The sequence below is a fragment of the Streptomyces sp. AC602_WCS936 genome (assembly GCF_019049125.1).
GTDB lineage: Bacteria > Actinomycetota > Actinomycetes > Streptomycetales > Streptomycetaceae > Streptomyces.
In genome coordinates, this window is the sequence record NZ_JAGMUF010000137.1 from 46860 (window position 1) to 73363 (window position 26504).

24 protein-coding genes are annotated in these 26504 nt (G+C 74.3%); 15 read left to right on the forward strand and 9 right to left on the reverse strand.

Annotated elements, in window-relative coordinates; genetic code table 11:
• Positions 1-110 precede the first annotated feature (110 nt).
• Positions 111-248 carry a hypothetical protein gene (locus KUM03_RS36425; RefSeq protein WP_217254842.1) on the reverse strand — a complete coding sequence of 46 codons (138 nt, stop codon included), beginning with the start codon at positions 246-248 and terminating at the stop codon, positions 111-113.
• 157 nt (positions 249-405) lie between these two features.
• Here KUM03_RS36425 and KUM03_RS36430 point away from each other — a divergent pair, with 157 nt between their 5' ends.
• The 3 genes from KUM03_RS36430 (at position 406) to KUM03_RS36440 (ending at position 3278) form a co-directional block, all read left to right on the forward strand.
• Complete coding sequence (locus tag KUM03_RS36430) at positions 406-1449, forward strand: polyprenyl synthetase family protein (protein WP_217254844.1); 1044 nt, start codon at positions 406-408, stop codon at positions 1447-1449.
• 237 nt (positions 1450-1686) lie between these two features.
• Positions 1687-2517 (forward strand): ABC transporter ATP-binding protein, encoded by an 831-nt coding sequence (locus KUM03_RS36435; RefSeq protein WP_217255171.1) that lies wholly within the window; start codon positions 1687-1689, stop codon positions 2515-2517.
• The gene (locus KUM03_RS36440; RefSeq protein WP_217254845.1) at positions 2514-3278 is read left to right on the forward strand and encodes an ABC transporter permease; all 765 of its coding nucleotides are present in this window, start codon (positions 2514-2516) and stop codon (positions 3276-3278) included. The genes KUM03_RS36435 and KUM03_RS36440 overlap by 4 nt, the downstream gene beginning before the upstream one ends.
• A 50-nt stretch (positions 3279-3328) precedes the next feature.
• On the opposite strand, the gene KUM03_RS36445 is transcribed toward KUM03_RS36440, so the two are convergent.
• A complete protein-coding gene (locus KUM03_RS36445) occupies positions 3329-3571 on the reverse strand; it encodes a hypothetical protein (RefSeq protein WP_073730253.1) in 243 nt (80 codons plus the stop codon).
• A 168-nt stretch (positions 3572-3739) separates the two neighbouring features.
• Here KUM03_RS36445 and KUM03_RS36450 point away from each other — a divergent pair, with 168 nt between their 5' ends.
• The gene (locus KUM03_RS36450) at positions 3740-4333 is read left to right on the forward strand and encodes a CAP domain-containing protein (RefSeq protein ID WP_217254846.1); all 594 of its coding nucleotides are present in this window, start codon (positions 3740-3742) and stop codon (positions 4331-4333) included.
• 22 nt (positions 4334-4355) lie between these two features.
• Here the strand turns inward: KUM03_RS36450 and KUM03_RS36455 are convergent, their stop codons facing one another.
• Positions 4356-5438, reverse strand: a complete 1083-nt coding sequence (locus tag KUM03_RS36455) for a hypothetical protein (RefSeq protein ID WP_217254847.1) — start codon at positions 5436-5438, stop codon at positions 4356-4358.
• A gap of 774 nt (positions 5439-6212) precedes the next feature.
• On the opposite strand from KUM03_RS36455, the gene KUM03_RS36460 reads away from it, so the two are divergent.
• Positions 6213-7505, forward strand: coding sequence for a cation:proton antiporter (locus KUM03_RS36460; RefSeq protein ID WP_217254848.1), 1293 nt, complete (start codon positions 6213-6215; stop codon positions 7503-7505).
• Positions 7506-7618: 113 nt separating this feature from the next.
• The gene (locus KUM03_RS36465; RefSeq protein ID WP_217254849.1) at positions 7619-8062 is read left to right on the forward strand and encodes a hypothetical protein; all 444 of its coding nucleotides are present in this window, start codon (positions 7619-7621) and stop codon (positions 8060-8062) included.
• Between the two features lie 70 nt (positions 8063-8132).
• Here KUM03_RS36465 and KUM03_RS36470 read toward each other — a convergent pair whose 3' ends face one another.
• Complete coding sequence (locus tag KUM03_RS36470; RefSeq protein WP_217254850.1) at positions 8133-9296, reverse strand: S1 family peptidase; 1164 nt, start codon at positions 9294-9296, stop codon at positions 8133-8135.
• Positions 9297-9547: 251 nt separating this feature from the next.
• Between KUM03_RS36470 and KUM03_RS36475 the strand changes: the two genes are divergently transcribed.
• Genes KUM03_RS36475 through KUM03_RS36485 form a run of 3 tightly spaced genes read left to right on the forward strand, consistent with a single transcriptional unit; the run spans position 9548 to position 12561 of the window.
• Complete coding sequence (locus KUM03_RS36475; protein WP_217254851.1) at positions 9548-10048, forward strand: SRPBCC family protein; 501 nt, start codon at positions 9548-9550, stop codon at positions 10046-10048.
• Entirely contained in the window at positions 10041-11660 is a 1620-nt protein-coding gene (locus tag KUM03_RS36480; protein ID WP_217254852.1) for an NAD(P)/FAD-dependent oxidoreductase, read from the forward strand. The genes KUM03_RS36475 and KUM03_RS36480 overlap by 8 nt, the downstream gene beginning before the upstream one ends.
• Before the next feature lie 34 nt (positions 11661-11694).
• A complete protein-coding gene (locus KUM03_RS36485; RefSeq protein WP_217254853.1) occupies positions 11695-12561 on the forward strand; it encodes an SDR family oxidoreductase in 867 nt (288 codons plus the stop codon).
• A 421-nt stretch (positions 12562-12982) separates the two neighbouring features.
• Here the strand turns inward: KUM03_RS36485 and KUM03_RS36490 are convergent, their stop codons facing one another.
• The 3 genes from KUM03_RS36490 to KUM03_RS36500 are packed head-to-tail and all read right to left on the reverse strand — an operon-like array spanning position 12983 to position 16509.
• Positions 12983-14524: an NAD(P)/FAD-dependent oxidoreductase gene (locus KUM03_RS36490; protein WP_217254854.1), complete on the reverse strand. Its 1542-nt coding sequence runs from the start codon at positions 14522-14524 to the stop codon at positions 12983-12985.
• A gap of 14 nt (positions 14525-14538) precedes the next feature.
• Positions 14539-15270: a methyltransferase domain-containing protein gene (locus KUM03_RS36495; RefSeq protein WP_217254855.1), complete on the reverse strand. Its 732-nt coding sequence runs from the start codon at positions 15268-15270 to the stop codon at positions 14539-14541.
• A gap of 3 nt (positions 15271-15273) precedes the next feature.
• Positions 15274-16509: a lycopene cyclase family protein gene (locus KUM03_RS36500; RefSeq protein ID WP_217254856.1), complete on the reverse strand. Its 1236-nt coding sequence runs from the start codon at positions 16507-16509 to the stop codon at positions 15274-15276.
• Positions 16510-16912: 403 nt separating this feature from the next.
• On the opposite strand from KUM03_RS36500, the gene crtI reads away from it, so the two are divergent.
• The 4 genes from crtI to KUM03_RS36520 are packed head-to-tail and all read left to right on the forward strand — an operon-like array spanning position 16913 to position 20937.
• The gene (crtI, locus tag KUM03_RS36505; protein WP_217254858.1) at positions 16913-18430 is read left to right on the forward strand and encodes a phytoene desaturase family protein; all 1518 of its coding nucleotides are present in this window, start codon (positions 16913-16915) and stop codon (positions 18428-18430) included.
• A complete protein-coding gene (locus KUM03_RS36510) occupies positions 18427-19428 on the forward strand; it encodes a phytoene/squalene synthase family protein (RefSeq protein WP_217254860.1) in 1002 nt (333 codons plus the stop codon). Before crtI ends, KUM03_RS36510 begins: the two co-directional genes overlap by 4 nt.
• Positions 19425-20432, forward strand: coding sequence for a DUF5914 domain-containing protein (locus tag KUM03_RS36515; RefSeq protein WP_217254861.1), 1008 nt, complete (start codon positions 19425-19427; stop codon positions 20430-20432). Before KUM03_RS36510 ends, KUM03_RS36515 begins: the two co-directional genes overlap by 4 nt.
• 16 nt (positions 20433-20448) lie before the next feature.
• Positions 20449-20937, forward strand: a complete 489-nt coding sequence (locus KUM03_RS36520; protein WP_217254863.1) for an MSMEG_6728 family protein — start codon at positions 20449-20451, stop codon at positions 20935-20937.
• A gap of 7 nt (positions 20938-20944) precedes the next feature.
• On the opposite strand, the gene KUM03_RS36525 is transcribed toward KUM03_RS36520, so the two are convergent.
• On the reverse strand, positions 20945-21691 hold the full coding sequence (locus KUM03_RS36525; protein ID WP_217254865.1) for a hypothetical protein: 747 nt from the start codon (positions 21689-21691) through the stop codon (positions 20945-20947).
• A gap of 225 nt (positions 21692-21916) precedes the next feature.
• Between KUM03_RS36525 and KUM03_RS36530 the strand changes: the two genes are divergently transcribed.
• Positions 21917-22855: a DMT family transporter gene (locus KUM03_RS36530; RefSeq protein WP_217254866.1), complete on the forward strand. Its 939-nt coding sequence runs from the start codon at positions 21917-21919 to the stop codon at positions 22853-22855.
• On the opposite strand, the gene proP is transcribed toward KUM03_RS36530, so the two are convergent.
• Complete coding sequence (gene proP, locus KUM03_RS36535) at positions 22819-24306, reverse strand: glycine betaine/L-proline transporter ProP (RefSeq protein WP_217255172.1); 1488 nt, start codon at positions 24304-24306, stop codon at positions 22819-22821. The two genes, KUM03_RS36530 and proP, sit on opposite strands and share 37 nt — an antisense overlap.
• 427 nt (positions 24307-24733) lie before the next feature.
• Here proP and KUM03_RS36540 point away from each other — a divergent pair, with 427 nt between their 5' ends.
• Complete coding sequence (locus tag KUM03_RS36540) at positions 24734-26461, forward strand: hypothetical protein (protein ID WP_217254867.1); 1728 nt, start codon at positions 24734-24736, stop codon at positions 26459-26461.
• The last annotated feature ends 43 nt before the right edge of the window (positions 26462-26504 follow it).

A 26504-nucleotide genomic window follows, 5' to 3' on the forward strand; every position in this document is an offset into this window, starting at 1 on the left:
AAGGCGGGCGGAGCGTTGGTGTGGCACGTGATGGCCAAAAGGGCAGCGGCCACTCTGTGCGGAGAGCAGCTCCGCGAACGTATCGAAGCATCCGACGGCGAACGGGCGCGTCACTGCCCGGACTGCATGGCTTCCTTCGAGAAGCTCATGGCGACCACGCCGTGCTGACGGACCGTCCGCAAACCGTCCGCCCCGTCGCGCTCCGCGGCGGGGCGGACGGCGTGATTGTCGGCTGGGTGCATGGTCATGGAGCTGGGCTGCTTCGGTGATCTTTCCCCGGGTGGTGCGCCGGAACTCCGCCCGCACGGTGCGGCAGCCGATTGACTGGCCGTGCGGCCGGCGCGGTGCGAGGCGCCGCCGGTTCCCGCTCACCGCCCCTGACGTCCCCATCGCGAGGAGTAGTTCGTGTCGCAGATCACCGACTCGGCCCCGGCAGGTACCTTCCCCCGGCTGGACTGGGTCGACGACGTGCTGTCGCCGGCCCTGCGGGCCGCGGTCGAGTCGCTGCCCGCCGCCGAGAGCCTGGTGGCCAGATACCACCGGGGGTGGTGCGAGGCCGACGGCGAGCCCCGTACGTCCGCGTCCGGCGGTGGCAAGGTGGTGCGCCCGGCGCTCACCCTGCTGTCGGCCGTGGCCGTCGGCGGCAGCCCGTCGGACGCCGTGCCCGGCGCCGTGGCGGTGGAGCTGGTGCACGACTTCACCCTGTTGCACGACGACGTCATCGACGGCGACGCGCTGCGCCGGCACCGGCCGGCCGCCTGGTCCCTGTTCGGCACGCCCGCGGCCGTGCTCACCGGGGACGCGCTGCTGGTCGCCGCGATGCGCTCCCTGGCCCAGGCCCCGCCGGCCCGCGCCGGAGCGGCCGTGCAGGAACTCGTGGGCGCCCTGCTGGAGCTGGTGGAGGGGCAGAGCCACGACGTCGCCTTCGAGAAGACGCACGACGTGACGGTGGCCGACTACCTGACCATGGCCGCCGGCAAGACCGGCGCCCTGATCGGCTGCGCCTGCGCCCTCGGCGGGGTGTTGGCGGGAGCGGACGGCGTCCGGGTGGGCGGGCTGCGGGACTTCGGCCGGCACCTCGGCGTGGCCTTCCAGTGCGCGGACGACATCCTCGGCATCTGGGGCCGCACCGCGCGCAGCGGCAAACCGGTCGGCGCGGACCTGGCCGCACGCAAGAAGTCGCTGCCCGTGGTCGCGGCCCTGGCCGCCCCGGGGGCCGCGGCCGAGCGGCTGCGCGAGCTGTACCGCGCACCGCACCCGCTGACGGAGGGCGACGTCGAGATGGCGCGTCACCTGGTGGAGGAGGCCGGCGGACGGCAGGCGGCCGAGGAGGAGGCCCGCCGCCAGACGGCGGCCGCGCTGCGATCCCTCTCACTGGCGAGTCCCACCGCGGACGCATACCGCCAACTGCACGACATCGCCCGGTCGATGACCCGCCGCGAGTCCTGACACGCACACCGACGCCCGCACTCGCCCACCCTCCCCCCAATCAGCCCAACCGGCCGGAGCGAGGACGTCACCGGCGCGTGACCTCGGGCCGGACGGGCCGTTGTCCTGGCGATGACCGCTCCGTTCCCTCGCCCCGGCCGCGCCGTGGCCGTCCGCCGCGGCCCCGATCCGACGAAACACAGTGGAGCCGTGCAGACCACCGAGCACAGCGCAGCGCCCCCGGGCGACCTCCCGGCCGTGGCCGCCTACGGGCTGACCGTGGCCCGGGGCACCCGGCCGGTGCTGCGCAACGTCAGTTTCACCATTCCCCGCGGCCGCATCGTCGGCCTGCTCGGCCCGAGCGGATGCGGCAAGACCACCCTCCTGCGCTGCGTGGTCGGCGTACAGCAGCCGAACGCCGGCCACGTCCAGGTGCTCGGCCACTCGGCGGGCGCCTGGCCGCTGCGCACCCGCGTCGGCTACGTCACCCAGGCACCGTCCGTGTACGCCGACCTCACGGTGCTGGAGAACCTTCGGTACTTCGCCGCCGCCCTCGGCATGCGCGGCTGGCGCCGGGAGGACGCCGTGGTCCGCGTCGTGAAGGAGGTGGACCTGGTGGCGTACGCGGACCAGCCGGTCGCCCGGCTGTCGGGCGGCCAGTACTCGCGGGTCTCCCTCGCGGTGGCCCTGCTGAACCGGCCCGACCTGCTCGTGATGGACGAGCCCACCGTCGGCCTCGACCCGATGGTGCGCCGGGAGTTGTGGCGGGTCTTCCAGCGGCTGGCCGAGGAGGGCACCACACTCCTGGTGTCCAGCCATGTGATGGACGAGGCCGACCGCTGCGACCGGCTGCTCCTGATGCGCTCCGGCCGGCTCCTCGCCAGCGCCGACCGGGACAGCGTGCTGAAGCACACCGGCTGTGCCGACGTGGAGGAGGCGTTCCTGCACCTCGTACGGGCCGCGGCGGCGGCCGAGGCGCGGGCGGCCCGGCAGCACGACGCCGTCGACGGCCTGTCGCCCCATCTGCTCGACCAGCCCGGCGCGCCCGACGCCGAACGCACCTTCTTCGCTGCGGACACCCTCACATGACTGCCACTCACCTGACCGACCGGCTGCCGTTCTCACCCGGCATCACCACCGCGACCGCGGTGCGGGTGCTCCAGCAGATCTCCCGCGACCGCGGCAGCACCGCCCTGCTGCTGGGCATCCCCTGCATGCTCATGGTGCTGCTCAAGCTGATGTTCCACGACTCCGAGGAGACCTTCGAACGCGTCGGACCCCAGGTCTTCGGCATCTTCCCGGTCATCGTGATGTACCTGGTGGCCTCCGTGTCGACGCTCAGGGAACGCACCTCGGGCACCGCGGAGCGCCTGCTGACGATGCCGGTCCGGCGGCTGGACATCGTCCTCGGCTACAGCCTCGCGTTCGCGTTCCTGGCGCTGCTCCAGGCAGTGCTCTCCACGCTGCTCTCGGTGGGCCCGCTGGGGCTGGACATCAAGGGGCCCGCCTATCTGCTGATGGTCATCGCGATGCTCGGTGCCCTGCTGGGCCTCGCCCTCGGACTGCTGGTGAGCGCCTTCGCCCGCAACGAGTTCCAGGCGGTGCAGTTCCTGCCGGCCGGTGTCCTGCCCCAGTTCCTGGTCTGCGGACTGTTCGTGCCGCGCGACGAGATGCACGGCGCGCTGGCGGCCGTGGCCCGGGCGATGCCGATGACGTACGCCGTGCAGGCCGCGGGCGAGGCCGCCACGCACACGGGCGTCACCGGACTGTTCGTCCGCGACGCGGTGCTGATCCTCGTGTGCGTGGTGCTGGTGCTCGTGGCCAGCGCCGCCACGCTGAAACGACGATGAGGGCCGTCGACCGACGGCCCTCATGCGAGTGTTGCCGCTGCCCGGCCCGGCTAGCGCGCCAGACCCCAGGAGAAGCCGCCGGAGACGCTGCCGAACTTCGGGATCTCGAACGGGCCGAAGTGCAGCGGCGGCTCGTGGCCGCCCCGGGACCCGTGGCCGCCGCCGTCGGGGCCGAGCGAGGCGACGGCCGGAGCCGACGCCTCGGCGGCACCGGCGGCCGACACGGCCCCGCCCGCCGTCAGGGCCAGCGCGGCCAGCGACACCACGGCGGCGCGGCGCAGCTTCAACGACATGAAATACCTCCGAAAGGAATCAAAAATGGAGAGGGGGTGTGAACGATTGCAATGCTAGCCAATCCCGTCTCGCCATGGTGCCGTAAAAGGCCGTGTTCCCTCGAATGAAGTTGCCGGATACACCAGCAGATGACTGGAAAAAGAAAGGCGATAAAGAATATGACCCGGATGCGGCGGCCGGCGCTCGCCCTCTGCGCGGTCCTCACCGCACTGCACGTCGTCCAGGGACCCGCCTGGGCCGGACCACCGCCCCCACCGACGCCGCCCACCCCCTACCGGGCGCCGCTGTGGCCGGTGCCCGAGCCGGGCCGGTGGCAGCCCGCGCCCGGCCGGCCCGCCTCGGAATCGTCCGCCTCCCGACCGCAGGCGGGTGGTTCCGGCGCGGCGGACGAGCGCATGGTCGACGCCGTCAACCGGCAGCGGAAGCAGGCCGGCTGCTCCCCGGTGCGGCTGCACGGGGCGCTCGACCGGGCCGCGCAGAAGCACAGCAGTGCCATGGCCCGCACCCGTCGGCTGACCCACATGGGAACCGACGGCAGCAGCCCCGCCGACCGGATGCGGGCCGCCGGATACCGGGTCGGCTCGGCCGGCGAGAACGTCGCCGCCGGGTCGGACACCGCCGAGGCCGCCGTGACCGTCTGGATGCGCAGTGCCCCGCACCGCGACATCCTCCTCACCTGCCGCTACACCCATGCCGGCGTCGGCCGGGCGAAGGGCTCCGGCGGACCCTGGTGGACGCTCGACCTGGCCTCGGCGCGCTGACCCGACCGCACCCGTCCGGGCGTCAGGAGAGGTCCGCGTCCCACCACCAGGCGATGGCCGGGGCGCCCTCCACCGGTCCCGGGCGGGTGTCGGACGGCTCGTCGGCCCAGGTCAGCAGCGTGTCGTCCATTTCGTCCGGCCAGTACCCGCTGCGGATGTACCGCGGCACCCGCAGCCCCCACTCGTTGTTGCCGCGGATGCCGTACATGAGCCCGCCCAGATACGTGCGCAGGTCCTCTCCGGCGGTCGGCCGGACCCGGTCGTGCAGCTCCATGAAGCGCAGCAGGACGCGGTCCCGCAGGCCGGTGCCCGCCCGCACGGCGTCCTCGAGCGGGCAGGACAGTTCCTGCATCAGCACCGTGTAGACGTTCTGGTCGGCCTCCCCGCCGCCGAGCTCCTTGCGCAAGGAGTGCCCGTCGTTGTCCAGGGCGGCCACGAGGATGGCCATCTCGGTGAGCGCGCGGACGGCCGGGCGGTGCAGCTCACGGTCCGGAACCTGCGCCCCGGTCGCCAGCTCCAGCAGGGCGAAGGTGGGCTCGCCGCCCGACGACAGCAGCCGCATCGTCAGGAAGTCGTCCAGGCCCGGCATGCGGCCGGCCGCCTGGTTGCCGATCTGCCAGGCCACCCCCGACAGCCAGGCGCGGTGGGCGTGCGCGAACCTGCTGACCTGCGTGGGCGGGGCGAAACCGCGGAAGCGGCGCATGATGTCCTGCAGGGCGCCGACGAACCGGTCCGCGCCCACGGCCGAATCCGTCTCGCAGGCCCGCTGCACCTGGCCGGCCAGCGCGTTGAACTGGGCCGGACGGCTGCTGAGCGGACCGCTGTCGCACCGCGCGTCGTCGAAGGCGAAACCCCAGTACACCCACAGGGCCGCCGCCAGCAGCCGCTCCTCCTCGGCGACCGGCGCGAACCGCGCGAAGAAGTCGGCGCTGTGCGTCGCGACCGCCCAGGCCCGCTCCCGCTCCGAGGCGCACATTCCGCTGTCGCCGATCCATTTCACGGCCCGTTTCTCGACCTGCCGGACCCGGGGATGAATGGCGGACTCGAAAGGGCAGAAGACGGGCGGCAATTCCACGCCGGACACGCGGGTGGCGGGAGAGGTCATGGCAGGACAAACCTTCCGGACGAGAGACGGGGATTCGCCCACGATCATGGAGAACCGGCCGAAGGAATGGTGACGTGACAGCCCGCCGGGCGATGGCTGTCAGTCGAAAGGGTTCCGGGCCTCGTCGCGGTTGACGGTCGTGATGATCACTCGCTTGGTGCAGTGTCGAGGTTTCCGTCCGGGGCAGTCGCACGTCGTGCCCGGGCGCGCAGTCCTCCCGCGCCGGGGCCGCAGGGTGTGCCGCGGCCGGGATCCCCGAGTCGGCCGCGGCACGCCCTCCCGCGCCGCAGGGCAGTGCGTCCCGCCGCCCACGATGGGTGTCGGCCACGGTGGGTTATGGGTGCCGTCCCCGATGGCCGCCCGCCGGCCAGGCGTGCGACCGTTGAGCGATGCCGCGCCCCGGGGACTTCGTCCGGGGGCCGGGGAGGGGTGCGGGGGAAGGAAGCCCCATCGGGGAAGGAAGTCCCATCTCGCCCGTCGTTCGCGGGCGTTGCCGCGTGGTCCGTTCCGGGTTGTGCCGTCCGCACCCCGAGTGCCGGCGCGGCCGGTGGTCATAGGTGCGTACGGCCGTGGGGCACGGACCGGGTCCGGGCGCCCGCCCGCACGCGTCGCGGCCCGGCCGGCGCCCCGTGCGGCCCGGGAGTGGTGTCACGGTGCCGGCCGACGACGTCCGGCGGTACGACAGACGACGCGTCACCAGATGAAGGAGAACCCGCATCCATTCCCGTCAAGTGAAGCCCTGCCGAACTCCCGCACGGTCGCAGGCGGTGACCCGTGGGACACGCTGACACCCTGCTCGCCATGGGCGGTGCCTTCCTGGCCGCCGCGTTCCTCGCCCGCCTCGGCGGCCGGATCGGACTCCCGACGATTCCCCTGTTCATGCTCGCCGGCATCCTGCTCGGCCCCCACACACCGGGTTTCGTCCTGGTCGAGGACGCGCACGACTTCGAGATGCTCTCCGCGCTCGGACTGGTGCTGCTGCTCTTCTACCTGGGCCTGGAGTTCCACCTCGACGACCTCAAGAGCGGCGGCAAACGGCTGCTGACCGCGGGCGGCATCTATCTGCTGCTGAACGTCGGTGCCGGGCTCGGCTTCGGGTTCGTCCTGGGCTGGGGCGTGCGCGAGGCGCTGGTGCTCGCCGGTGTGCTCGGCATATCCTCGTCCGCGATCGTCACCAAGATCCTCATCGACCTCGGCCGGATCGGACGCCCCGAGACCCGGCTGATCCTGGGCGTCATCGTGGTCGAGGACATCTTCCTCGCGCTGTACCTGGCAGCCCTGCAACCGGTCATCGCGGGCGCGCACGGCGTCGCGGACACGGCCCTCCAGGCGGGCAAGGCCTTCGGCTTCCTGCTGGTGCTGGCCGCCGCCGCCCGCTACGGCACCCGGCTGGTGGGCCGCCTGATCGCGACCCGCGACAACGAACTGCTCGTCATCAGCTTCCTCGGCGCCGCGGTGCTCGTCGCCGGTGTCTCCGAAGTCCTCGGCGTCGCCGACGCCATCGGCGCCTTCATGGTCGGCCTCATCCTCGCCGGCACCCCGTCGGGGCCGCGCATCCGGGAACTGGTGCACCCCTTGCGCGACGCCTTCGCCGCCATCTTCTTCTTCGCCTTCGGACTCGCCATCGACCCCGGCGACATCGCCTCCGTCGCCGGGCCGGTCGCCGCGGCGGCCGCACTGACCGTCCTCATGAACGTCGTCGCCGGGCTGTGCGTCGCCCGCGTGTACGACTACGGTTCCCAGCCCGCCGCGGAGATCGCCACCACCCTGGTCGCCCGGGGGGAGTTCGCGCTGATCCTGGCAGCCATGGCCGCGGGTGCCGGACTCGACGGGCGGCTCGCCCCCTTCATCGCCGGATACGTCCTCGTCCTCGCCGTACTCGGCCCCATCGTCGCGGGACGGGCCCATGTGCTCGCCGGCTGGCTGCGGTCCGCCGGCCGGCTGCTCCCCGGGGCGCGGACGACGGCCGCGCCGCACGGCGAACGCTCCGGTGAGGAAGCGGAGGCGGGTGGACCGGCGGTGTCCGCGGCGGCCCCGCCCGCACCGCGCGCGGAAGCCGACCGGTAGGGCCGGCACCCGGTACCCGGTACACCGCCCCGCGCCCCGATGGGACAATCTGCCCGCAGGGTCGGTGTCCGATGCCGTGGTCGGAGCCGTCCGGACCGGAAGGAGCCGTCAGCATGATCGAGTGGGTGCCCCTGGGCAGCGGTCCCAGACCCGTCCCCCGGCCGGTCGCGGCTCCGCTGGTGTGGGCGGGAGCCTTCGCCGGCGCCCTCGCCCTGGTGGCGATCGTCAACGGCACCGTGGGCTACGGCCGTCCGGGACTCGCCCTGGCCCTGCTCTCCTTGCTGGCGGCGCTCCTCGGGATCTGCGCCCGGTTCACGGCCGCTCCCGGCACGGCGCTCCTGTGCTGGCTGTCCCTCAACGGCTTCGCCATCCCGCCGGCCGGCACCCTCACGTGGGCCGGCCGGCGGGACGCGCTCTGGCTGGCCTGCCTGCTCGGCGCGGCCCTCGTCGGCACGGCGCTGGCCCGCCTGGTGCACGCACGGGCCGCCTACCGCCGGCTGACGACGGCGACCGGCCCCGAGGCACCGGACGGGGGCGCCGGGCCGGGGGGCTTCTGAGTCCCGCACCGCTGACCCACCGACAGCTCCGCCGGTCACCCGGCGGAGCTTCCTGCCGTCCCCGAGGCGGTCAGGCGGTGTGCAGCGTCAGCCCGTAGCGGTTCAGGATCTCGTTGACGGGCTGGAACCAGGTCTCCCCGCCGCTGGAGCAGTTGCCCCAGCCGCCCGAGGTGACGCCCTGCGCCTGGTCGCCGCTGATGAAGGAGCCGCCGGAGTCGCCGCCCTCGGCGCAGACGCTGGTCTTCGTCATCTGGTGCACCGCGCCCTGGCTGTAGTTGACCGTCTCGTTCTTGGCCAGCACGGTGCCGCAGTGCCAGTGCGTGGTGGAGCCGGAGCGGCAGATCGACGCGCCCACGGGAGCCTCGTTGGAACCGCGCACCAACCGGTCGGAGACCGTGCCCCAGCCGAGGACCACCGGCACCGTCCACCAGCCGCTGCCCACGCTGACCCAGGCGTAGTCGTTGCCCGGGAAGGACGAGCCCTGGAACGTCCCGATGTGCGAGCCGTCCCAGCCGCGGACCGCCCCTCCCACACCGCCGCAGTGCCCGGCGGTGACGAAGCCGCCGTGCACCGAGAAGCCGATGGAGCAGCGGACGTTCCCGGTGTAGTACGGGTCTCCGCCGACCGTGCCGGCCGCGAAGGTGCTCGGCGCCGAGGCCACCGTGCGCACCGTGACCGGCCCGGCCTCGCGGGCCCGGTCCACGAAGCGGCGGACATCGTTGTCGGCCCGCTCGCCCCGGACCACGTCCACGACCACGGAGTTGGCGGCCGGGTCGACGTGCCAGCTGCTGACGCCCGCGGGGGCGTCGAGGCGGTCGATGCGGTCCATGGCCGCGTCGAGCTGCCGCGCGCTGTGCTCGACGGTGCGCACGTGCGCACCGGTGGTGGCCACCGCCCGGACCGTCGCGGGCGACGCGTCCGAGGTGATTGCCACGGTCAGCCGCCCGCGGCCGGCGTCGAACCAGGAGCCGCCGTACGCGGCCCCGGCGGCCCGGCGTGCTTCGGGAGCGAGGTCGGTGGCACGGCGCTCGGCCGCGAGCCGGTCCTCGGCCTCCGTCCGGGTGAGGCCGAAGTCCCGCTGCATGGCGTCCAGGAGACCGGCGGAGGCGGCCGGTTCCCGGTCAGGGGCGGTGGTGGAGCCGGCCGCCGAGGCCGGCAGTGTGCCGGTCGCGGTGAGGCCGCCGAGCACGAGGAGGGTGGACAGGCCGAGGTGCCTGAGTCTGCTGCGTCTCACGGGAGTTGCCCTTCGTCGTTCCAGCAAGGTGGGGGTGGAACTGATGGGTGGAACCGCGTGTCTGAGAGCGCTCTCATCGGGGTCGCTCCGAGCTTAGCCAGGAAGGAGAGATCAGGTCCATGCCAATGCAGTGCCTTCCCTGAGACCTGCGCGCGGCAGGCCGGCGAGTCGCCTCCCCGGTTGGCCCGTCGCGGACGGGGCACTCAGTGCTGCGTCCTTGCAGTGACGGTTCATCGGCGCGGGAGGCGCGCGTGGCGGTTCGGCATCGGTTGATCCAGGCGAGTCCCCAGGCGGTGTGGGACGTCCTCGCGGACGGCGACCTGTATGTGGAGTGGGTGGTGGGTCCGTCGGACGTCACCCCGAGGAGCGGACAGTGGCCGCAGGTCGGCGCGACGATCGCCTACGAGGTCCGGCTCGGGCCGGTGCGGCTGAACAACGAGTCGGTCGTCAGGCACTGCGTGGCGGGCTCCGAACTGGAGATCGAGGCCAAGGCGGGCCGGCTCGGCACCGCCCGCATCGCCATAGAGCTGCGTCCCTGGGGCGAGCAGTGCCTGGTCATCGTCGACGAACACCCGCTGCGCGGACCCGGCGGCTTCGTGCACAACGTGGGCGTCGAGGCGCTGATCCAGGTGCGGCACCGCGCGATGCTCGCCAGGCTGGCGAAACTGTGCGAGTCGGGCGACGGGTGCCGTCCGGACCCGTCCGACTCGGCCGGGTCCGTGAACCTCGGTACGGGAACCGGCCGTGCCTGACGCGGTCGTCGTCGGGGCGGGCCCCAACGGGCTGGTGGCGGCCAACCTGCTGGCGGACGCCGGCTGGAGCGTCGAGGTCCTGGAGGAGCAGCCCGAGCCGGGCGGCGCCGTGCGCCACGACAGCGAGGTCGCCCCCGGGTTCGTCAACGACCTGTTCAGCTCCTTCTACCCGCTCGCCGCCGCCTCCCCGGTCCTGGCCGGACTGCGGCTCCAGGACCACGGACTGCGCTGGGCCCACGCCCCGCACGTGCTCGCCCACCCCCTGACCGACGGCACCTGCGCCGTCCTGGACCGCGACGTCACCGTCACCGCCGCCTCCCTCGACGCCTTCGCACCCGGCGACGGAGCCGCCTGGGACCGCCTGCACGCGGTGTGGGACCGCTATCGCGCCGACCTCCTCGACGCCCTCTTCACGCCCTTCCCCCCGGTCCGGGCCGGCGCCCGGCTGGCCCTGCGGCTGCGCGGCGGCGGGGGACTCCGGCTGGCCCGCACCATGGTGCTGCCGGTGCGCCGGCTGGGCGAGGAGGAGTTCCGCGGCGAGGGCGGCAGACTGCTCCTGGCCGGCAACGCGCTGCACGCAGATCTGGCCCCGGAGGCGGCCGGGAGCGGCGGCTTCGGCTGGCTGATGTCGATGCTCGGCCAGACCTACGGCTTCCCGGTGCCGGTGGGCGGCTCGGGAGCCCTCACCGCGGCCCTGGTCCACCGGCTGCGCTCCTGCGGCGGCACCCTGCGCTGCGGACAGCGCGTCGAACGGGTCGTGGTCCGCGACCGGCGCGCGGTGGGCGTCCGCACGGCCGGCGGCGAGACGGTCGCCGCACGCCGCGCCGTCCTCGCCGACGTGTCGGTGCCCGCGCTCTACGGCGATCTCGTCGCCCCCGAGCACCTGCCGGACCAGGTCCTCGCCGACCTGCGGCGCTTCCAGTGGGACTTCGCCACCTTCAAGGTCGACTGGGCGCTGGACGGCCCCGTGCCCTGGCGGTGCCCGGAAGCGGCCCGGGCCGGAACCGTGCACCTGGCCGACGGTCTCGACGAGCTGACCCGGTTCGCCGCCCAGATCGCCATGCGGCAGGTGCCCGACCGTCCCTTCTCGCTGTTCGGCCAGATGACGACCACGGACCCGACACGCTCACCGAGCGGCACGGAGTCCGCCTGGGCCTACACCCACGTTCCCCACGACATCCGGGCCGACGCGGGCGAGGAAGACATCACCGGCAGCTGGGACGCCAAGGAGCAGGAGCTCATGGCCGACCGGGTGGAACGCCAGGTGGAACGCTTCGCGCCCGGTTTCCGCGCACTGATCCGGGCCCGCCGCGTCCTGGCCCCGCCGACACTCCAGGCCCTGGACGCCAACCTGGAGAACGGCGCCATCAACGGCGGCACCACCGCCATGCACCAGCAGCTCGTCTTCCGGCCCGTGCCCGGCACCGGGCGGCCGGAGACCCCGGTGGCCGGTCTCTTCCTCGCCTCCGCCGGCGCCCACCCGGGCGGGGGAGTGCACGGGGCGCCGGGCGCCAACGCCGCCCGTGCCGCCCTGCGCCGGCACCGGTTCGCCGACCTCACGCGGGTGCAGCGTGCCCTGACCCGCCGCGACCGCGCCGGCGACAAGAAGTGAACCTCCCCGCGCACCCCGAGGAAAGGGCCGGCCGGTGACCGACAGTCCCCTGAGCGACCGCACCGTCGTGGTGACCGGCGCCGCACGCGGACTGGGCGCCGCCCTGGCCCGTGCCTGCGCGCTCCGGGGCGCCCGGCTCGCCCTGCTCGGCCACGAGAAACCGCTCCTGGACGCCCTGGCGGCGTCCCTGCCGACCCCGGCGCTCGCCGTCGAGGCCGACGTCACCGACCCCGCCGCGCTGGACGCGGCGGCCGACGAGGTGCGCGGGCGCCTCGGGCCCCCGTCGGTCGTCGTCGCGAACGCCGGCATCGCGCTGGGCGGACCGTTCGCCACGTCGGACCCGGACGAGTGGCGCCGCGTCGTCGACGTGAACCTGACCGGAAGCGCCCACACGGCCCGCGCCTTCCTCCCGGACCTGCGCCGCACCGCCGGATACCACCTCCAGGTCGCCTCGCTGGCCTCACTCGGCGCCGCCCCCATGATGAGCGCCTACTGCGCCTCCAAGGCGGGCGTGGAGGCGTTCGCCCACTCGCTGCGCGCCGAGGTCGCCCACCACGGCGTCGCCGTGGGCATCGCCTACCTCAACTGGATCGACACCGACATGATCCGCGACGCCGACCGGTACGCGGTCCTGCGCGAACTGCGCGCCCACATGCCGGCACCGGCGCGCCGCACCTTCCCGGCGGACCTGGTCGCCGCCCGGCTGGTCCGGGCCGTGGAACGCCGCAGCACCGCCGTGTACGTGCCTCGCTGGCTGCGTCTGGCCCAGGCGGGACGCGCGGTACTGCCGCCCGTCGTCCTCAGGGTCGCCCGGCGGGACCTGCCCCGGCTGGAGGCCGAGGGGGCGATGAACCCGACCGGCCCGCTGGGCGCGGGCGGCGCGGCGGACCGCGGAGCGTAGCGCCACGGGGCGCGGCGGACGCCACCGCCGGGCCACCAGGTGCCGGGCCGGCTTGGCGCCGAGGCCGCTGGTGCCGCCGGTGATCAGGACCGTGCCGGTGCCGGGCGCGGGGGCCTCCTCGGCGCCGTCGCGGCCGCGAGGCGGGCCGGCCGGTGACGGTCCGTCCGTCCGGGCGGGTGTCCCGACGGCCCGGCGGTGGTGCGGCATCGGGTGCTTGCCGGCCAGCCCGCTCGTGCACCCGCCGCGGGTTCGTCGTGACCGGTCGCGCCCACGCGGCGGAGCCGCGCGATGTCGCGGCCCCGCGCCCCTGACGGGAAGCTCCAGCCCGCGTCGCTCCACTGGTGCGGGCGAGCTGGGTGCCTCCCGCCCCCGCCGATCCGCGCCATGCGGCGTCGCGCCGTGCGGCGACGCACCGCGAGCGTCAGCGCGGCGGGTTGCCAAAGCGCCGTGCAAGCGCGCGCAGCGACGCCGACCGCCCCCGGTCGGGCACCGTCCACAGCGTCTCGCCGCGCACCCCCCACCGTTCCAGCAGGGCGTTGGCCGCGAGGAAGCCGGAAGTGGCGGCCCGTTCCATCAGGGCGACGGGCAGGCCCGTACGGACGAGATCCCCGGCGACCACGACGGACGGGTCGGGGGTGCGCACCGTCGGGCGGTCGCGGTAGCCGCCGACGGTGAACAGCGGGCAGTCGTCCCGCCACTCGTGCCGTGCGGCCACGACGCGCGCCTCCCGCGTCTCCGGATACACCCGGTACAACTGCTCGATGACCCGCTTCTCCTCCACCTCCCGGACGGCCGTCGCCGGCACGGCGTAGGCGTGGAGTTCGACGACGGACCCCCCGGTGCGCGCCGCCCAGCGGGCCGCCTCGCCCTCCCACCGGGAGAGCACACTGACGTTGTCCAGCGAGCCGTACCCGCTGGTGCCGAGGAACCCGGGCCGCCCGGACGCGACCGGACGGTCCAGCCACAGCCGGGAGACCAGGAACGGCGGCGCGTTCCGCAACCGTGCCACCCGCTCCCGCCAGGCGGCGTCGCCCAGCTCCGGCGAGTGGCCGACCAGCCCCCGCAGACCGCCGGTGTCCAGGGCCAGCACCACGGCGTCGTACGGCCGGGCACCGGCGTCGTCGGCCACCAGGTGACCGCCGGACGGAGCGGGCCGGACGGACCGCACGGGCGTGCTCGTGCGCACCTCGGTCCCCAGCCGGGCGAGGTGTCCCGCGAGGGGATCCCACAGGGCCTGCGGGAACGGCTCGCGCGGAACGTCGAACAGCAGTCCCTCGCTGGAGCCGAGGAAGTAGATGTGGAACATCAGCGCCATCTCCGCGGCCGACAGCTCCCGCGGGTCGGCGAAGAAGCTGCGGGAGAACACCTCGAAAGCCAGGTGCCGGGCGGCGGCGGGAAAGCGCAGGGTGTCGAGGAAGTCGTGGGCGCTGACGTCGTCCAGGCGCTCGTGGACGCCGCGGGTGCTGACGTCCAGCAGGGGCAGGGCCGCGGCCGGCCGCATGGCCAGCAGGTCGCGCAGGCCGAAGCTGGGACTCAGGGCGACGAAGCCGAGCGCGCTCAGCGGGGGAGTGCGCGGCACCCGGCGGAACCCGTCGCGCAGCCCGCTGCTGTGCCGCAGCGGGTAGTCCGGCAGGCCCGTCAGCATGCCGAGCGCCGGATCACAGCGGCGCAGCAGCCCCCGCAGGTTGTAGTACTGGCGGAAGAAGGCGTGGAAGCCGCGGCTCATCGTGGCGGGCGTGCCGTCGGGCAGCGTGACCGGCCGGCCGGAGACCCGTCCGCCGAGCACGGGCTCGCGTTCGTGGAGCACCACTCGTACCCCGCGCTCGGCCAGGACGGTCGCCGCCGCCAGCCCCGCGATGCCGCCGCCGACCACCGCCACGGACGGCGGATCACCGGCCACCCGCTCCCGTCCCGGCCGGGGCAGGAGCGCCCGTGCCCGCCGGTCCCGGCCCGGCGGTCGCATCCCGTCGCGTCGCCTCACCGCCCACCGCCCGTCGCCACGGCTGCCCGGCGGCCGACGAACGTGTGGGCGATGCCCGTCTGCCAGCCCGGCAGCGGCAGCACCCGCACGTCCTCGAAACCGGCCCGGCCCAGCCGCGCGCCGAAGGCCGGCGCCGTGTCGAATTCCGCGACGCTGCGGCACAGGTGCCGGTACAGGGCCCGGTCGCCCGTGGCCGTGCCGAGCGGCAGGATGACGCCCCGGCACACCGCGTCCCACACCAGCCGGTCCGCGCGCCGCCCGCCGAGCGCGTACTCGTGCACCGCCAGCCTGCCCCCGGGCGCCAGCAGATCGCGCACCGAACGCAGGACGGCGTCCGGATCGGTCAGGTTCCGGAAGAGGTAGGCGGCGAGCACCGCGTCGAACGGCCCGTGCACCCCGGCCCGGTGCAGTTCCTCCGCCGGGGCGTGCACGAACCGCACCCGCGCCGGCCACTGCTTGGCCCGGGTGCGTTCCAGCATGCCCGCCGAGGCGTCCACCCCGACGATCCCGGCGGCGGGGAAGGCCGCGGCCAGCGCCGCCGTCGACGCGCCCGTGCCGCAGCCGAGGTCCAGCACCCGGCGGCCGGCGCCGCCGTCCGGGAGGCCGAGCCGGCGGGCGGAGCGGCGCAACTGGGCGTGGTAGCCCGGGTTGAGTGCGACCAGACGGTCGTAGCGGCCGGCGCCGTGGTCGAAGGCGTCGGTGAGCGCGGCGTCGCGCAGCAAGGGCATCGGTCACTCCCGGGGCGTGTCTCTGGGGGGACTTTCTCGGCGGTCGGGCAGGGGGCGGCGCGGCAGCCACGGCAGTTCGGCCGCCGTCCGCAGCATCGGCAGCACGGGAGTGCGCACGCCGACCGCGAGGTCCTCGTACAGCCGGGACCGCCCGTCGAGGAAGCGCAGCAGCCGCCCGGCGGGTACGCGGTCGAACAGCCGGAAGAACAGGTCGGGGCCGTCCACCCGGCCGGTGTCCAGCGCCCGCAGCAGCATCGCGTCCATCAGCCTGGCCCGTGCCCGGTGCGGGGGCGGCGGCACCGGACGGCGGCCCGCGCGCACGGCACGGGCGACGGCTTCGGACTGCCGCTGCACGGCGGCGAACGTGTAGCCGGTGGACGCGCGGGTCGCCCCGCCCGCGCCCCCGATCCGGAAGACCGAACCGGAGCCCGCCACCCGCCGCTCGAACACCGCGTCGGTCATCGGGATCACCCCCTGTTCGGTCGACAGCACCTGGACGTCACCGGTGCGCAGGACCCGGCGGGTGTAGTCCTCCAGGGCCCGGTCGTACGCCTCGGACGACAGCGGTGCCGACCCGAACTCCGTGTACTCGACCAGCGCGGTGTGCCGCCCCGTCGGCAGGACGTACCCGAAGGACAGCCCGTGCTCCGGCTGCTCCGTACGGAAGTCCATGAGGTCGACCACCGCCGGGTCGAAGACCGGCCGTTCGGCGCGGACGAACCAGCCGCGGAAGTGCTGGAGGAGCAGGGAGCGGGCGGGCGGCAGCCGCCCCGGCGGACGGGAGTCGAAGACCCAGCGGGCACACAGGTCGACGCGTGCGCCGGTGGCGTCCGTGGCCGGGACGCGGGCCGTCCCGTCGGCCGGCGTGGTCACCGTGCCGACCGTCGCCTCGAGCCGCCGCAACCCCGGCCGGTCCTTCAGGTCCCGGTCCACCAGCGCCTCGAAGTCGTCCGAGCGGACCATCTTGTAGCGCGCCGGCGCGATGTGCCGCCGGACGGCCGCCCCGTCCCGGCCGCGCACCCGCAGCCACTCCCAGGACGCCGTCGCCGCCGCGTCGTAGCGTCCGGGGCCCGTCTCCCAGAAGCACCAGGTGCGGGGCGGCGGGCGCAGCGGTCCGGGCGGCGGATCGATCAGGAGCACGGAGGGGGCCGCGCCGCGCGGCGCGTCCGTCAGGAGCCGGTGCGCCAGGGAGAGACCCGCGGCGCCCGCGCCGACGACGACGATGTCCGCGTCCACCACGTCCGCCTCCTTCCCGTCCGCCCGGCGCGCCTCCCACCCGGCCCGGCGGAGTATTCCGTCCCCCTGCCGCCCGCGGATGCACGCCGCGCTGAATCGTCCCGGCGCGGGTACCCACCGGGCGCCGGACACCCGCCGCACGGGTGACTGCCGGGCGTGTGGGGCCCCGGGCGGCGTCGCGCCACAGGCGGCGGGGGAAGAGATGACGCCGAGTCACCTCCCTGGGGCCATGGCCGGGACGCACGGTGCATCCGAAGCGCACCGTCCGGCCGAAACACCCACAGCACCACGCGCCCGGCACGGCCCGTGCCGCAGCCCACGACGAGAGGACCCGGATGCGCCCCACCACCCCGGACGGCGGCACGGACCAGCCGCGTGACCGGCCGCCCGCGGGCGGGGGCCCGCGATGACGCGGACGGTGACCGGCCGCACCGACCACGTCGTGGTCGTCGGCGCCGGGCTGGCCGGCCTCTCCGCCGCCCTGCACCTGCTCGGCTCCGGACGGAGGGTGACCGTCGTCGAACGCGACCCGCTGCCCGGCGGCCGCGCGGGACGGCGCGCACTCGGCGGCTACCGCCTCGACACCGGCCCCACCGTGCTCACCATGCCCCACCTGGCCGACGAGGCGTTCGCGGCCGTCGGCGACCGGCTGGCCGACCACGTCGAACTGCTGCCCCTGCACCCCGCCTACCGGGCGTGCTTCGCCGACGGCGGCGCCCTCGACGTGCACACCGACGCCGCCGCCATGGAGGCCGAGGTCGAACGCTTCGCCGGGGCCCGGGAGGCGGCCGGGTACCGGAGGCTGCGCACCTGGCTGACGCGGCTGCACGCCGTACAGATGCGCCGGTTCATCGACGCCAACTTCGACTCGCCGCTCGGCCTGCTCACCCCGGACCTGGCCCGGCTCGCCGCCCTCGGCGGCTTCGGACGCCTCGACGCGCGCATCGGACGGTTCCTGACGGACGAACGGCTGAAGCGGGTCTTCTCCTTCCAGGCCCTGTACGCCGGTGTCGCACCGGCCCGCGCCCTGGCCGCATACGCCGTGATCGCCTACATGGACACCGTGGCCGGCGTGTACTTCCCGCGCGGCGGCATGCACGCCCTGCCCCGCGCCATGGCCGCCGCGGCCGTGAAGGCGGGGGCCGACCTGCGCCTCGGACAGGACGTCACCCGGCTGGAACGGTCCGGCTCCCGGATCACCGCGGTCGTCACCGCCGGCGGACGCGTCCCGTGCGACGCCGTCGTCCTCACCCCCGACCTGCCCGTCGTCCACCGGCTGCTCGGCCGCCGCCCGCGCCGTCCGGTCGCGCTGCGGCACGCCCCGTCCGCGGTCGTCCTGCACGCGGGCACCACCCGCACCTGGCCGCACCTCGCCCACCACACGCTCTCCTTCGGCGCCGCCTGGCGCCGCACCTTCGACGAACTGACCAGGACCGGCACCCTGATGAGCGACCCGTCCCTGCTGATCACCCGGCCCACCGCGAGCGACCCGGCCCTCGCCCCCGAGGGCCGGCACCTCCACTACGTCCTCGCCCCCTGCCCCAACACCGACATCGGCCCGGACGCCCGCGCCTGGACCGACCTCGCCCCCCGCTACCGCGACCGGCTGCTCGCCACCCTCGAAGGCCGGGGACTGGCCGGCCTCGCCGCCGCGATCGAGGAGGAGTGCCTGGTGACACCCGCCGACTGGACCGCCCAGGGGCACGCCGCCGGCACCCCCTTCTCCGTCGCCCACACCTTCGCCCAGACGGGACCCTTCCGGCCCCGCAACCTCGTGCGCGGCACGGACAACGCGGTCCTCGCGGGCTGCGGCACGACCCCGGGGGTCGGGGTGCCCACCGTGCTCCTCTCCGGGAAGCTGGCCGCCGCCCGCATCACCGGGACACCCGGACGCCGTACGGCGGCGAGAGGCGGGCGCCGATGACCCGCCGCGAACTGGACGCCGCCGGCATCACCGACCCGGCCCTGCGCGCCGCCTACGGCCACTGCCGGCGCCTCAACGCCCACCACGGCCGCACCTACTTCCTGGCCACCCGCCTCCTGCCCGTCGACCGCCGGCCCGCCGTGCACGCCCTGTACGGCTTCGCGCGGTGGGCGGACGACATCGTCGACGACATGGGCGACGGGGCGACCACCGCCGAGCGCGCCGCCACCCTCGCCCGGCTGGAGGACGAGCTGCGGCAGGCGCTGACCGGCGGCGCCCGGTCCGCCACCGAACCCGTGGTGCTCGCCCTCGCCGACACGGCCGCCCGGTACGCCATCGACCCGGCGCACTTCACCGACTTCATGACCTCGATGCGCGGCGACCTCACGGTCACCGACTACGCCACCTACGCCGACCTGCGCGCCTACATGCACGGCTCGGCCGCCGTCATCGGCCTCCAGATGCTGCCCGTCCTCGGCACCGTCACCGCCCGCGCCCACGCCGCCCCGCACGCCGCAGCGCTGGGCGTCGCCTTCCAGCTGACCAACTTCCTGCGCGACGTCGGCGAGGACCTGGACCGGGGACGGATCTACCTCCCGGCGGACCTGCTGGCCGCGCACGGCGTCCAGCGGGACCTGCTGCTGTGGAGCAGGCGGACGGGCCGCCGCGACGCCCGCGTCACCGCCGCCCTGCGCGCCGCCGAGGACCTCACCCGCGGCGTCTACCGCGAGGCCGCCCCCGGACTGGCCATGCTGGACCCGGTGGCCCGGCCCTGCATCCGCACCGCGTACGTGCTCTACCGCGACATCCTCGACGCCGTCGCCCGGAGCGGGTACGCGGTACTGCACCGGCGTGCGGTGGTGTCCCGTCGCCGGCGCGCGGCCGTCGCCGCCGACGGGCTCGCCCGCGTGGCCGCCGCCCGGCTGGGGGCCGCCGCGCACCGGGCACCACCGGTGCCGACCCGGCACGACGCCTGCTCCGCGAAGGAGGCCGGATGAGGCAGGACCCGCCCAGCCCCCGCAAGGGCCGTTACCCCCTGCGGCTGCGCCGCCGCGCCGCCCCCTGGCAGCACCAGCGCCCCACCTGGCGCGAGGCCCGCCCCGCCCTCATCGACCAAGCCCTCAAGCGTGCCCTGGCCCGCCCCTCCGGCAACTGGTACGTCCTCGGCGCGAGCACCGCCGTACGGGCGGACCGCCCGCTGTCCGGCACGGTCGCCGGTGTCGAGGTCGTCGTCTGGCGGGACGCCGACGGCCGCCTGGTGGGCGGCCCCGGCGCCTGCCCCCACCTCGGCGCCCCGCTGGCGGACAGCCCGGTGCGGTGCGGCACACTCGTGTGCCACTGGCACGGACTCGCCCTGGACGGCTCCCCGTTCGCCGGCTGGGAGCCGCTGCCGGTCCACGACGACGGCGTACTGGTGTGGGTACGACTGGACACCGCCGGGGAGGAGACGCCCACCTCCGCCCCCGTCGTCCCCGTCAGGCCGGCGCGGGCGACGGCCCTGACGTCCGTGTGGCGCGGGGTCGGTGTCTGCGACCCCGAGGACGTCGTCGCCAACCGGCTCGATCCCTGGCACGGCGCGTGGTTCCACCCGTACTCCTTCGTGGACCTCACCGTCGTCGCGGTGCCCGGCGAGGACGACGACCGCTTCGTCGTGGACGTGTCCTTCCGGCTCACCGGCCGCCTCGTCGTGCCCGTGCGCGCCGAGTTCACCGCTCCGGAGCCCCGCACCGTCGTCATGCGCATCAGCGACGGCGAGGGCACCGGGTCCGTCGTGGAGAGCCACGCCACGCCGCTGGGCCCGGACGAGCGGGGCAGGCCGCGCACCGCGGTCACCGAGGCGGTGCTGGCCACCTCGGACCGGCCGGGATTCCCCGTGGCCCGCCGCCTGGCACCGGCCCTGCGCCCCCTGATGCGCGCCGCCGCCGGCCGCCTGTGGCGCGACGACCTCGCCTACGCCGAACGCCGCAGGCACCTGCGCGAGCGCGGCCAGTTCCCCGGCTGAACGGAGCAGGACCGGCATGCAGACCTTCCTCCCCCACCCCGGCTTCCGGGAGTCGGCGCTGGTCCTGGACCGCCGCCGGCTCGGCAAGCAGCGGGTCGAGGCGCTCCAGGTGCTCCGCGGACTGACCGTGCCGGGCTACGGCTGGCGCCGGCACCCGGCCGTACGCATGTGGACGGGCTACGAGGAGGCCCTCGTCCGGTACGGCCTGGAGATCTGCCGGGTCTGGCGGGAGCAGGGGCACCAGGACGGCGTCGTGGCCTCCCTCGTCGCCGGACTCGCCGCGTGCCGCCCGGGCGAACCGGTGCGGGACCAGGAGGAGCTGGCAGGGGCCGGCGAGTTGCCGCCCTGGCTCGGTGACGAGGCCTTCCACCGCAGCCACCGGTCGGCGCTGGTGCGCAAGGACCCGGCGGCGTACGCCGGGCTGTTCCCCGGCGTCCCCGACGACCTGCCCTACGTGTGGCCGGCCTCGGACCGGGAGGGCGGGGAGACGGGGAAGGACGCCTGACGGGGCGTCAGGCCTGCTGCTCGCCGGCGAGTTCCTTCAGGTCCACCGTCTGGTCGGCCGGCGGCTGCTCGGCCTGAACCGGCTCGTTGTACTCGCTGAAGGTGACGCTGCCTGGGCTCTTGCCGCCCTCGGTGGTGCTCTTCAGGATGTACGGTTCGCCCTCCGTGGCGACGTACAGGGCGAGGGTCTCGCCGCCGGAGGTCTTCTTGGTCAGCTTCAGGGCCTCCTCACCGCCGACCTCCGTCGTGCCGTCGCGCTTCATGCCCTGGCGTTCCGACTTGTCCTCGTCCATGGCCGCGATGAAGCCCTGCTTGTCGCAGACTCCGGCGGTGGCGGCGTCGCTCGCCGGCATCTTGACCCACTTGCCGTCGAGCTTCTGCGCCATCCGCTGCGAGGCGCCGGGCTGCTGTTGCAGCGCGTTCTGCCAGTACTGCTCGTCGCCGCGCAGGTAGAGCGTCGCGTCGGTGTGGCGCACATCTGCCTGGGCCTCGCCGGTGCCGATGGTGCCCTCGCAGTTCTTCTCCTGGTCGACCGAGACGTCGATGGTGACGGTGCCGCCGTCCTCCGGGCGGACGTCGCCCTTCATGTGCAGGGACTTGGCCTGCTGGGTCGCCTCGACGGCCTTCGCCGCGATGTCGTCGGCGCTCTGCCCCTCGAACGGTTCGCTGCCGCCACCGGAATCGCCGCAGCCGGCCAGTAAGGCGACGGAGACGCCCGCGGTCGCCACAGCGGTTGCCACTTTGATGGTGCGCACTGGAGGTTTCCTCCTATGTCGGTTCATGACCGTCTCATGACTGTCAAATCCCTTGCTGCCCCGATGTGTTGGCATCAGGACGTTCCGACTACCCCGATTCCTGTGGCATGCACGCGGTGGAGAACTCGTGACGCCCGTGTGAGGGCCTGCCGACCCGATTGGTCCCCGATGAAGCCCGTCCGGTGGACTCCATGACGGACCGCCGTGCTTCCTAACGTCGTGGCCATGAACGCCACCACCACGCGCGGGGCCCTGCTCGCCGCGCTCGCCTGTGTCCTCGTCGGAGGGTCCTTCACGGCCAACAGCCTGCTCGGCGACTATCCGTACGCGGGCGGTCAGTTCCTGCGCTACGCGCTGGCCTTCCTGCTGCTCGTCCCGTTCGCCGGCCCCGGCGCGAGGGCCCGGCTGCGCACGCTCGGGGCCGGCCGGTGGGCGCGGCTCGCGCTGCTCGCGGCCGTCGGCATGGTCGGCTTCAACCTCGCCGTGCTCGCCGCCGAACGCACCGCGGAACCGGCGGTCCCCGGCGTCTTCGTCGGCTGCGCCCCCGTCGTGGTCGCCGTGGTCGTCCCCCTCCTGGACGGGCGCCGGCCGCAGCGCGTCGTGCTGTACGGGGCGCTGTTCGTGGCCGTGGGTGCCTTCACCGTCCAGGGCTGGGGGCGCACCGACGCGGCGGGCATCGCCTTCTCCGTGTGCGCCCTGGTCGGCGAGGTCGGTTTCGCCGTCCTCGCGGTGCCCGTACTGCGGCCCCTGGGCCCCCGGCTGCTGTCCACCGTGGTGTGCGGGATCGCGGCGGTGGAGTCGGCGCTGGCCGGGCTCCTGATCGACGGCTCGGACTGGCTGCGGCGGCCGGACGCGGTCGAGGCCGGGGCGCTGCTGTGGCAGGCGGCGGTGGTCACCGTCGTCGGCTTCGTGTGCTGGTACATGGGCATGCAGCGGATCGGCGCCGAGCGCGCCACCCTGTTCTCCGGCCTGATCCCCGTCGCCGCCGCCTGCACCGCCCCGCTCGTCGGCACCGGCTCCTACGGCGCCGCGCAGGCCATGGGCAGCGCCCTGGTGTGCGCCGGGGTCGCGGTCGGGTCGGGCGCCTTGCCTTGGTTCACGCACCGGGGCCGGGTGCCGGCGGACCGTCAGCGGGCCTCCGAGCGTTCCTTGGAGAAGCTGTAGAGGTCCTTGGAGGTGGTGATCAGCTCCCGCCGCTCCTGCCGGGAGCCGACCATGGGCTGCGAGCCGCGCAGCGGCACCTGGGCGCTCTCCGGCAGGAACCGCACGGTCACCAGGCCGATGACACCCGCCACCATCAGGTAGTAGGCGGGCATCAGCTCGTCGCCGGTGATGCTCACCAGGGCCTCGGTGAACAGCGGTGTGGTGCCGCCGAAGGCCGCGACGGCGAAGTTGAAGCCGATGCCCATGGCCGCGTAGCGCACGGCGGTCGGGAAGAGCGCGGGCAGGGTGGCGGCGCTCGGCGCGGCGAAGCAGGCCAGCAGGGTGGACAGGAGCAGCACCCCGGCGACCGGCTGCCAGGTGCCGTCCGCCTTGAGGAGCAGGAAGGCCGGTACGGCGAGGACGATCATCGCGACCGCGCCGACCGCGTAGAGCGGGCGGCGGCCGACGTGGTCGCTGAGCCGGCCGAGGAAGGTGATCAGCAGCACGATCCACACCATGCCGATCAGCACCAGCACGTCGGCGAAGCCGCTGGACCGGCCCAGGGTCTCGGTCTGGTACGTGGGCAGGTAGCCGGTGACCATGTAGTTGGTGACGTTGTAGAGCAGCACCAGGCCCATGCAGATGAGCAGCGGACGCCAGTGGTCCTTGACGATCGTCTTGAACTCGCTGCCCGCGGACTCCTGCGCGAGGCTCTTCTCGTGCTCGTCGAGCTGCTGCTGGAAGGCCGGCGACTCCTCCAGCTTCAGCCGCATGTACAGGCCGATGAGGCCCAGCGGGCCGGCGATCAGGAAGGGGACGCGCCAGCCCCAGTCGAGCATCTGGCCGTCGGTCAGCGCCAGGTTCAGCACGGTCACCAGCGCCGAACCGAGCGCGTAGCCGACGAAGGTGCCGAAGTCGAGCCAACTGGAGAGGAAGCCGCGCCGCCGATCGGGTGAGTACTCCGCGACGAAGGTGGTGGCGCCGCCGTACTCGCCGCCCGTGGAGAAGCCCTGGAGCATGCGGGCGAGCAGCAGCAGGATCGGGGCGGCGATGCCGATGGAGGCGTAGCTGGGGATCAGGCCGATGGAGAAGGTGCCGATCGCCATCAGGATCATCGTGGTGGCGAGCACCTTCTGGCGGCCGACGCGGTCCCCGAGCGGGCCGAAGACGAGACCGCCCAGGGGCCGTACGACGAAGGCGGCGGCGAACGTGGCGAAGGACGAGATGACCTGGGCGGTCGGGGAGGCGCCCGGGAAGAAGACCTTGCCGATGGTGGCGGCCAGGTAGCTGTAGACGCCGAAGTCGAACCACTCCATGCAGTTCCCGAGCGCGGACGCCCCGACCGCCCGTTTGAGCAGCGGTCCCTCGACGACCTGGACGTCCTCCTCGCGGAAGGCCCGCTTGTTGCGGCGCAGCCGCCGGGTCAGTTCCTCGCGCACCTGCCGGGGCAGGTGCGCGACCGTACTCGGCATCTTCACCCGGCCCAGGGGACCGGACCCGCCGTCAGGCCTCGCGTTCACCACGCTGCCGCCTTTCTGTCGCTTCGCCACGTTTCGCCTGACCGAATTCTGCGCCGCGGTGATCGTCCGGCGCATGCGGAGCGGCTGCCGCGGGGGCGGGAACCTGGGCCCCCGCTCCGGGGCGCGCGGTGGTCCGGTCGATGCCCGCTGCCGCCGCGGACGTCCCAGGTCGCGGCAGCCGGTGCGGTGGGGGCGTGCGCCACAGCGCCCGTACGAAGGTGACCGGCACTGGGCGGCTTGCCCGTACGGGCACGGCGCCGGACGCCGGGCTTGGGCCCGCCCGGCGCCGGAATGGGCTCCCGGGCCCTGCCGATGGGCCCCGCGCGCCGCCTACCGTCACCGCACCGGACGTGGAGACGAGGAGCAGGGGAGGTGCGGGGTGCCGCTGTTCGGCGGGGCGGGACAGGAGCGCGCGGGCGGTCGCGCCGGGCGGGACGGCGGGCAGGGCGCCGTGGAGTACCTGGGCATGGTCGCGGTGGCCGGCGCCGTCGTACTGGCCATCGCGGGCACCGCCCTCGGGACGGAGATCGACGACCGGATCATGTGCCAGGTGCAGCGGGTCGTCGGCACGGACGGGTGCGGCGGGCACGACACCGAGGGTGCTCCCGGCCCCGACGACCCGCTCCCGCCGGGCGGTGACCCCTTCCAGCCCGCCAAGTGCCTGCTCTCCTCGGAGGAGACCAAGGACACCGTCGTGGTGCAGATCCTGTTCATCAAGATCTCCAGCACCGAGCAGGTCAAGGTGATGCAGTGGTCCGACGGGTCCGTGATGCTCGAACGGGTCACCAGCACCGGGGGCGGCGTGACCGCGAGCATCGGCGCGGACATCCCGGGGCTGAAGAACTGGGGCGGAGGAGCCTCGCTGGGCGGAAGCTACGTCAGGAGCAGCGGCAGCGGCGGACGGTGGCTGTTCAACGGGCACGACTCCGACGATCCGCAGGCGGACCTGGAGGCGAACCTCGCGGACGCGAAGCAGTTCGCCGAGTACCTCAAGGCCGCGCACAAGTGCCGCAGCCGTCCACCGGGGGCGCGGTCCGCGGAACTCGGGATGATCTGCAGCCACGCCGCGGACGACAAGAAGCCGGACGTCGACCCGGAGAAGGCCCCGGACGTCGACATCACGAAGACCACCACGGAGATGTCCGGCGAGGTGAGCTTCGGCGGCAAGTACGCCAAGGACGACAAGGCGGTGAAGTCCCTGAAGGACGACATCGCCGCCGAGATCCGCAGGAACAACCCGAAGGCCTCCCCGAAGGAGCTGGCGGAGAAGATCGAGAAGGCGCAGGGGACGGTGATCGGCTCGGCGCCCGACACCAAGGACATGGGCAACGGCTCCCTCCAGGGACTGTCCGGCACCATGAGCAAGGACGTCGTGGTGATGCGGGCGAAGACGGGACCGGACGCCGGCAAGATCACCTTCGTCTACACCTTCGAGATGAGCGGCAAGTCCGGCGCGGGTGACCAGACCGGCGCCACGCGCATGCAGCAGATCGCCGTCACCTACGACGCCGAGGCCTACGACCGGGAGACCGAGGAAGGGCTGCCGCACCGCCCCGTGAAGCTCAAGATCACCACGAGTGAGGAGAGCGGCGGCGGCCCCGGCGTCACCGTCGGCGCCGGAGTCAACACCGGCCCCGTCACCATCGACGTCGGCGGCGGTGGCGGCAGCACCGAGACCCGCCTGCACACCGAGATCGCGGAGATCACCCTGACCGACGACACGGACCGCGAGACGGTGGAGGACTGGATCCGCGGTCGCGGCGACAACCCTGCCGAGCAGGGCGTCCCCTCACCGTCCTCACTCGTCGGCCCGCTGCCTTCGGACGCCGGCCCGATCGACCGCCTGCTGCACGGCAAGGCCCAGATCAGCAGCCTGGACTACGACGTGAACACCGACTGGTGGAACGCCTCGCTCGGCATCGGTTTCGGCGTCTCGGCCGGCTCCCTCAACGCGGGCTTCAAACTGTTCGGCATCGACGTCACCCACGAGGAGCGCACCCAGACCATCACCGGCAACCCGGCCTACGCGGGGGCGCCCGGCAGTGACGGCAGCCGACCCTGGAAGCCGTTCACCAACTGCAGCGACACCGAGCCGATCACCACCTGAGCCGGTGTGCGCCGCGGCTCTCCCGCCGCACACCGGCCGGCGA

Excerpts from the sequence above, each read along its gene's own strand:
- KUM03_RS36425 (WP_217254842.1), bottom strand. The coding sequence starts at position 248 with ATGACCATGCACCCAGCCGACAATCACGCCGTCCGCCCCGCCGCGGAG.
- KUM03_RS36440 (WP_217254845.1), top strand. The coding sequence starts at position 2,514 with ATGACTGCCACTCACCTGACCGACCGGCTGCCGTTCTCACCCGGCATC.
- KUM03_RS36445 (WP_073730253.1), bottom strand. The coding sequence starts at position 3,571 with ATGTCGTTGAAGCTGCGCCGCGCCGCCGTGGTGTCGCTGGCCGCGCTG.
- KUM03_RS36450 (WP_217254846.1), top strand. The coding sequence starts at position 3,740 with ATGCGGCGGCCGGCGCTCGCCCTCTGCGCGGTCCTCACCGCACTGCAC.
- KUM03_RS36455 (WP_217254847.1), bottom strand. The coding sequence starts at position 5,438 with ATGACCTCTCCCGCCACCCGCGTGTCCGGCGTGGAATTGCCGCCCGTC.
- KUM03_RS36465 (WP_217254849.1), top strand. The coding sequence starts at position 7,619 with ATGATCGAGTGGGTGCCCCTGGGCAGCGGTCCCAGACCCGTCCCCCGG.
- KUM03_RS36490 (WP_217254854.1), bottom strand. The coding sequence starts at position 14,524 with ATGCGACCGCCGGGCCGGGACCGGCGGGCACGGGCGCTCCTGCCCCGG.
- KUM03_RS36495 (WP_217254855.1), bottom strand. The coding sequence starts at position 15,270 with ATGCCCTTGCTGCGCGACGCCGCGCTCACCGACGCCTTCGACCACGGC.
- crtI (WP_217254858.1), top strand. The coding sequence starts at position 16,913 with ATGACGCGGACGGTGACCGGCCGCACCGACCACGTCGTGGTCGTCGGC.
- KUM03_RS36510 (WP_217254860.1), top strand. The coding sequence starts at position 18,427 with ATGACCCGCCGCGAACTGGACGCCGCCGGCATCACCGACCCGGCCCTG.
- KUM03_RS36515 (WP_217254861.1), top strand. The coding sequence starts at position 19,425 with ATGAGGCAGGACCCGCCCAGCCCCCGCAAGGGCCGTTACCCCCTGCGG.
- KUM03_RS36520 (WP_217254863.1), top strand. The coding sequence starts at position 20,449 with ATGCAGACCTTCCTCCCCCACCCCGGCTTCCGGGAGTCGGCGCTGGTC.
- KUM03_RS36530 (WP_217254866.1), top strand. The coding sequence starts at position 21,917 with ATGAACGCCACCACCACGCGCGGGGCCCTGCTCGCCGCGCTCGCCTGT.
- proP (WP_217255172.1), bottom strand. The coding sequence starts at position 24,306 with ATGCCGAGTACGGTCGCGCACCTGCCCCGGCAGGTGCGCGAGGAACTG.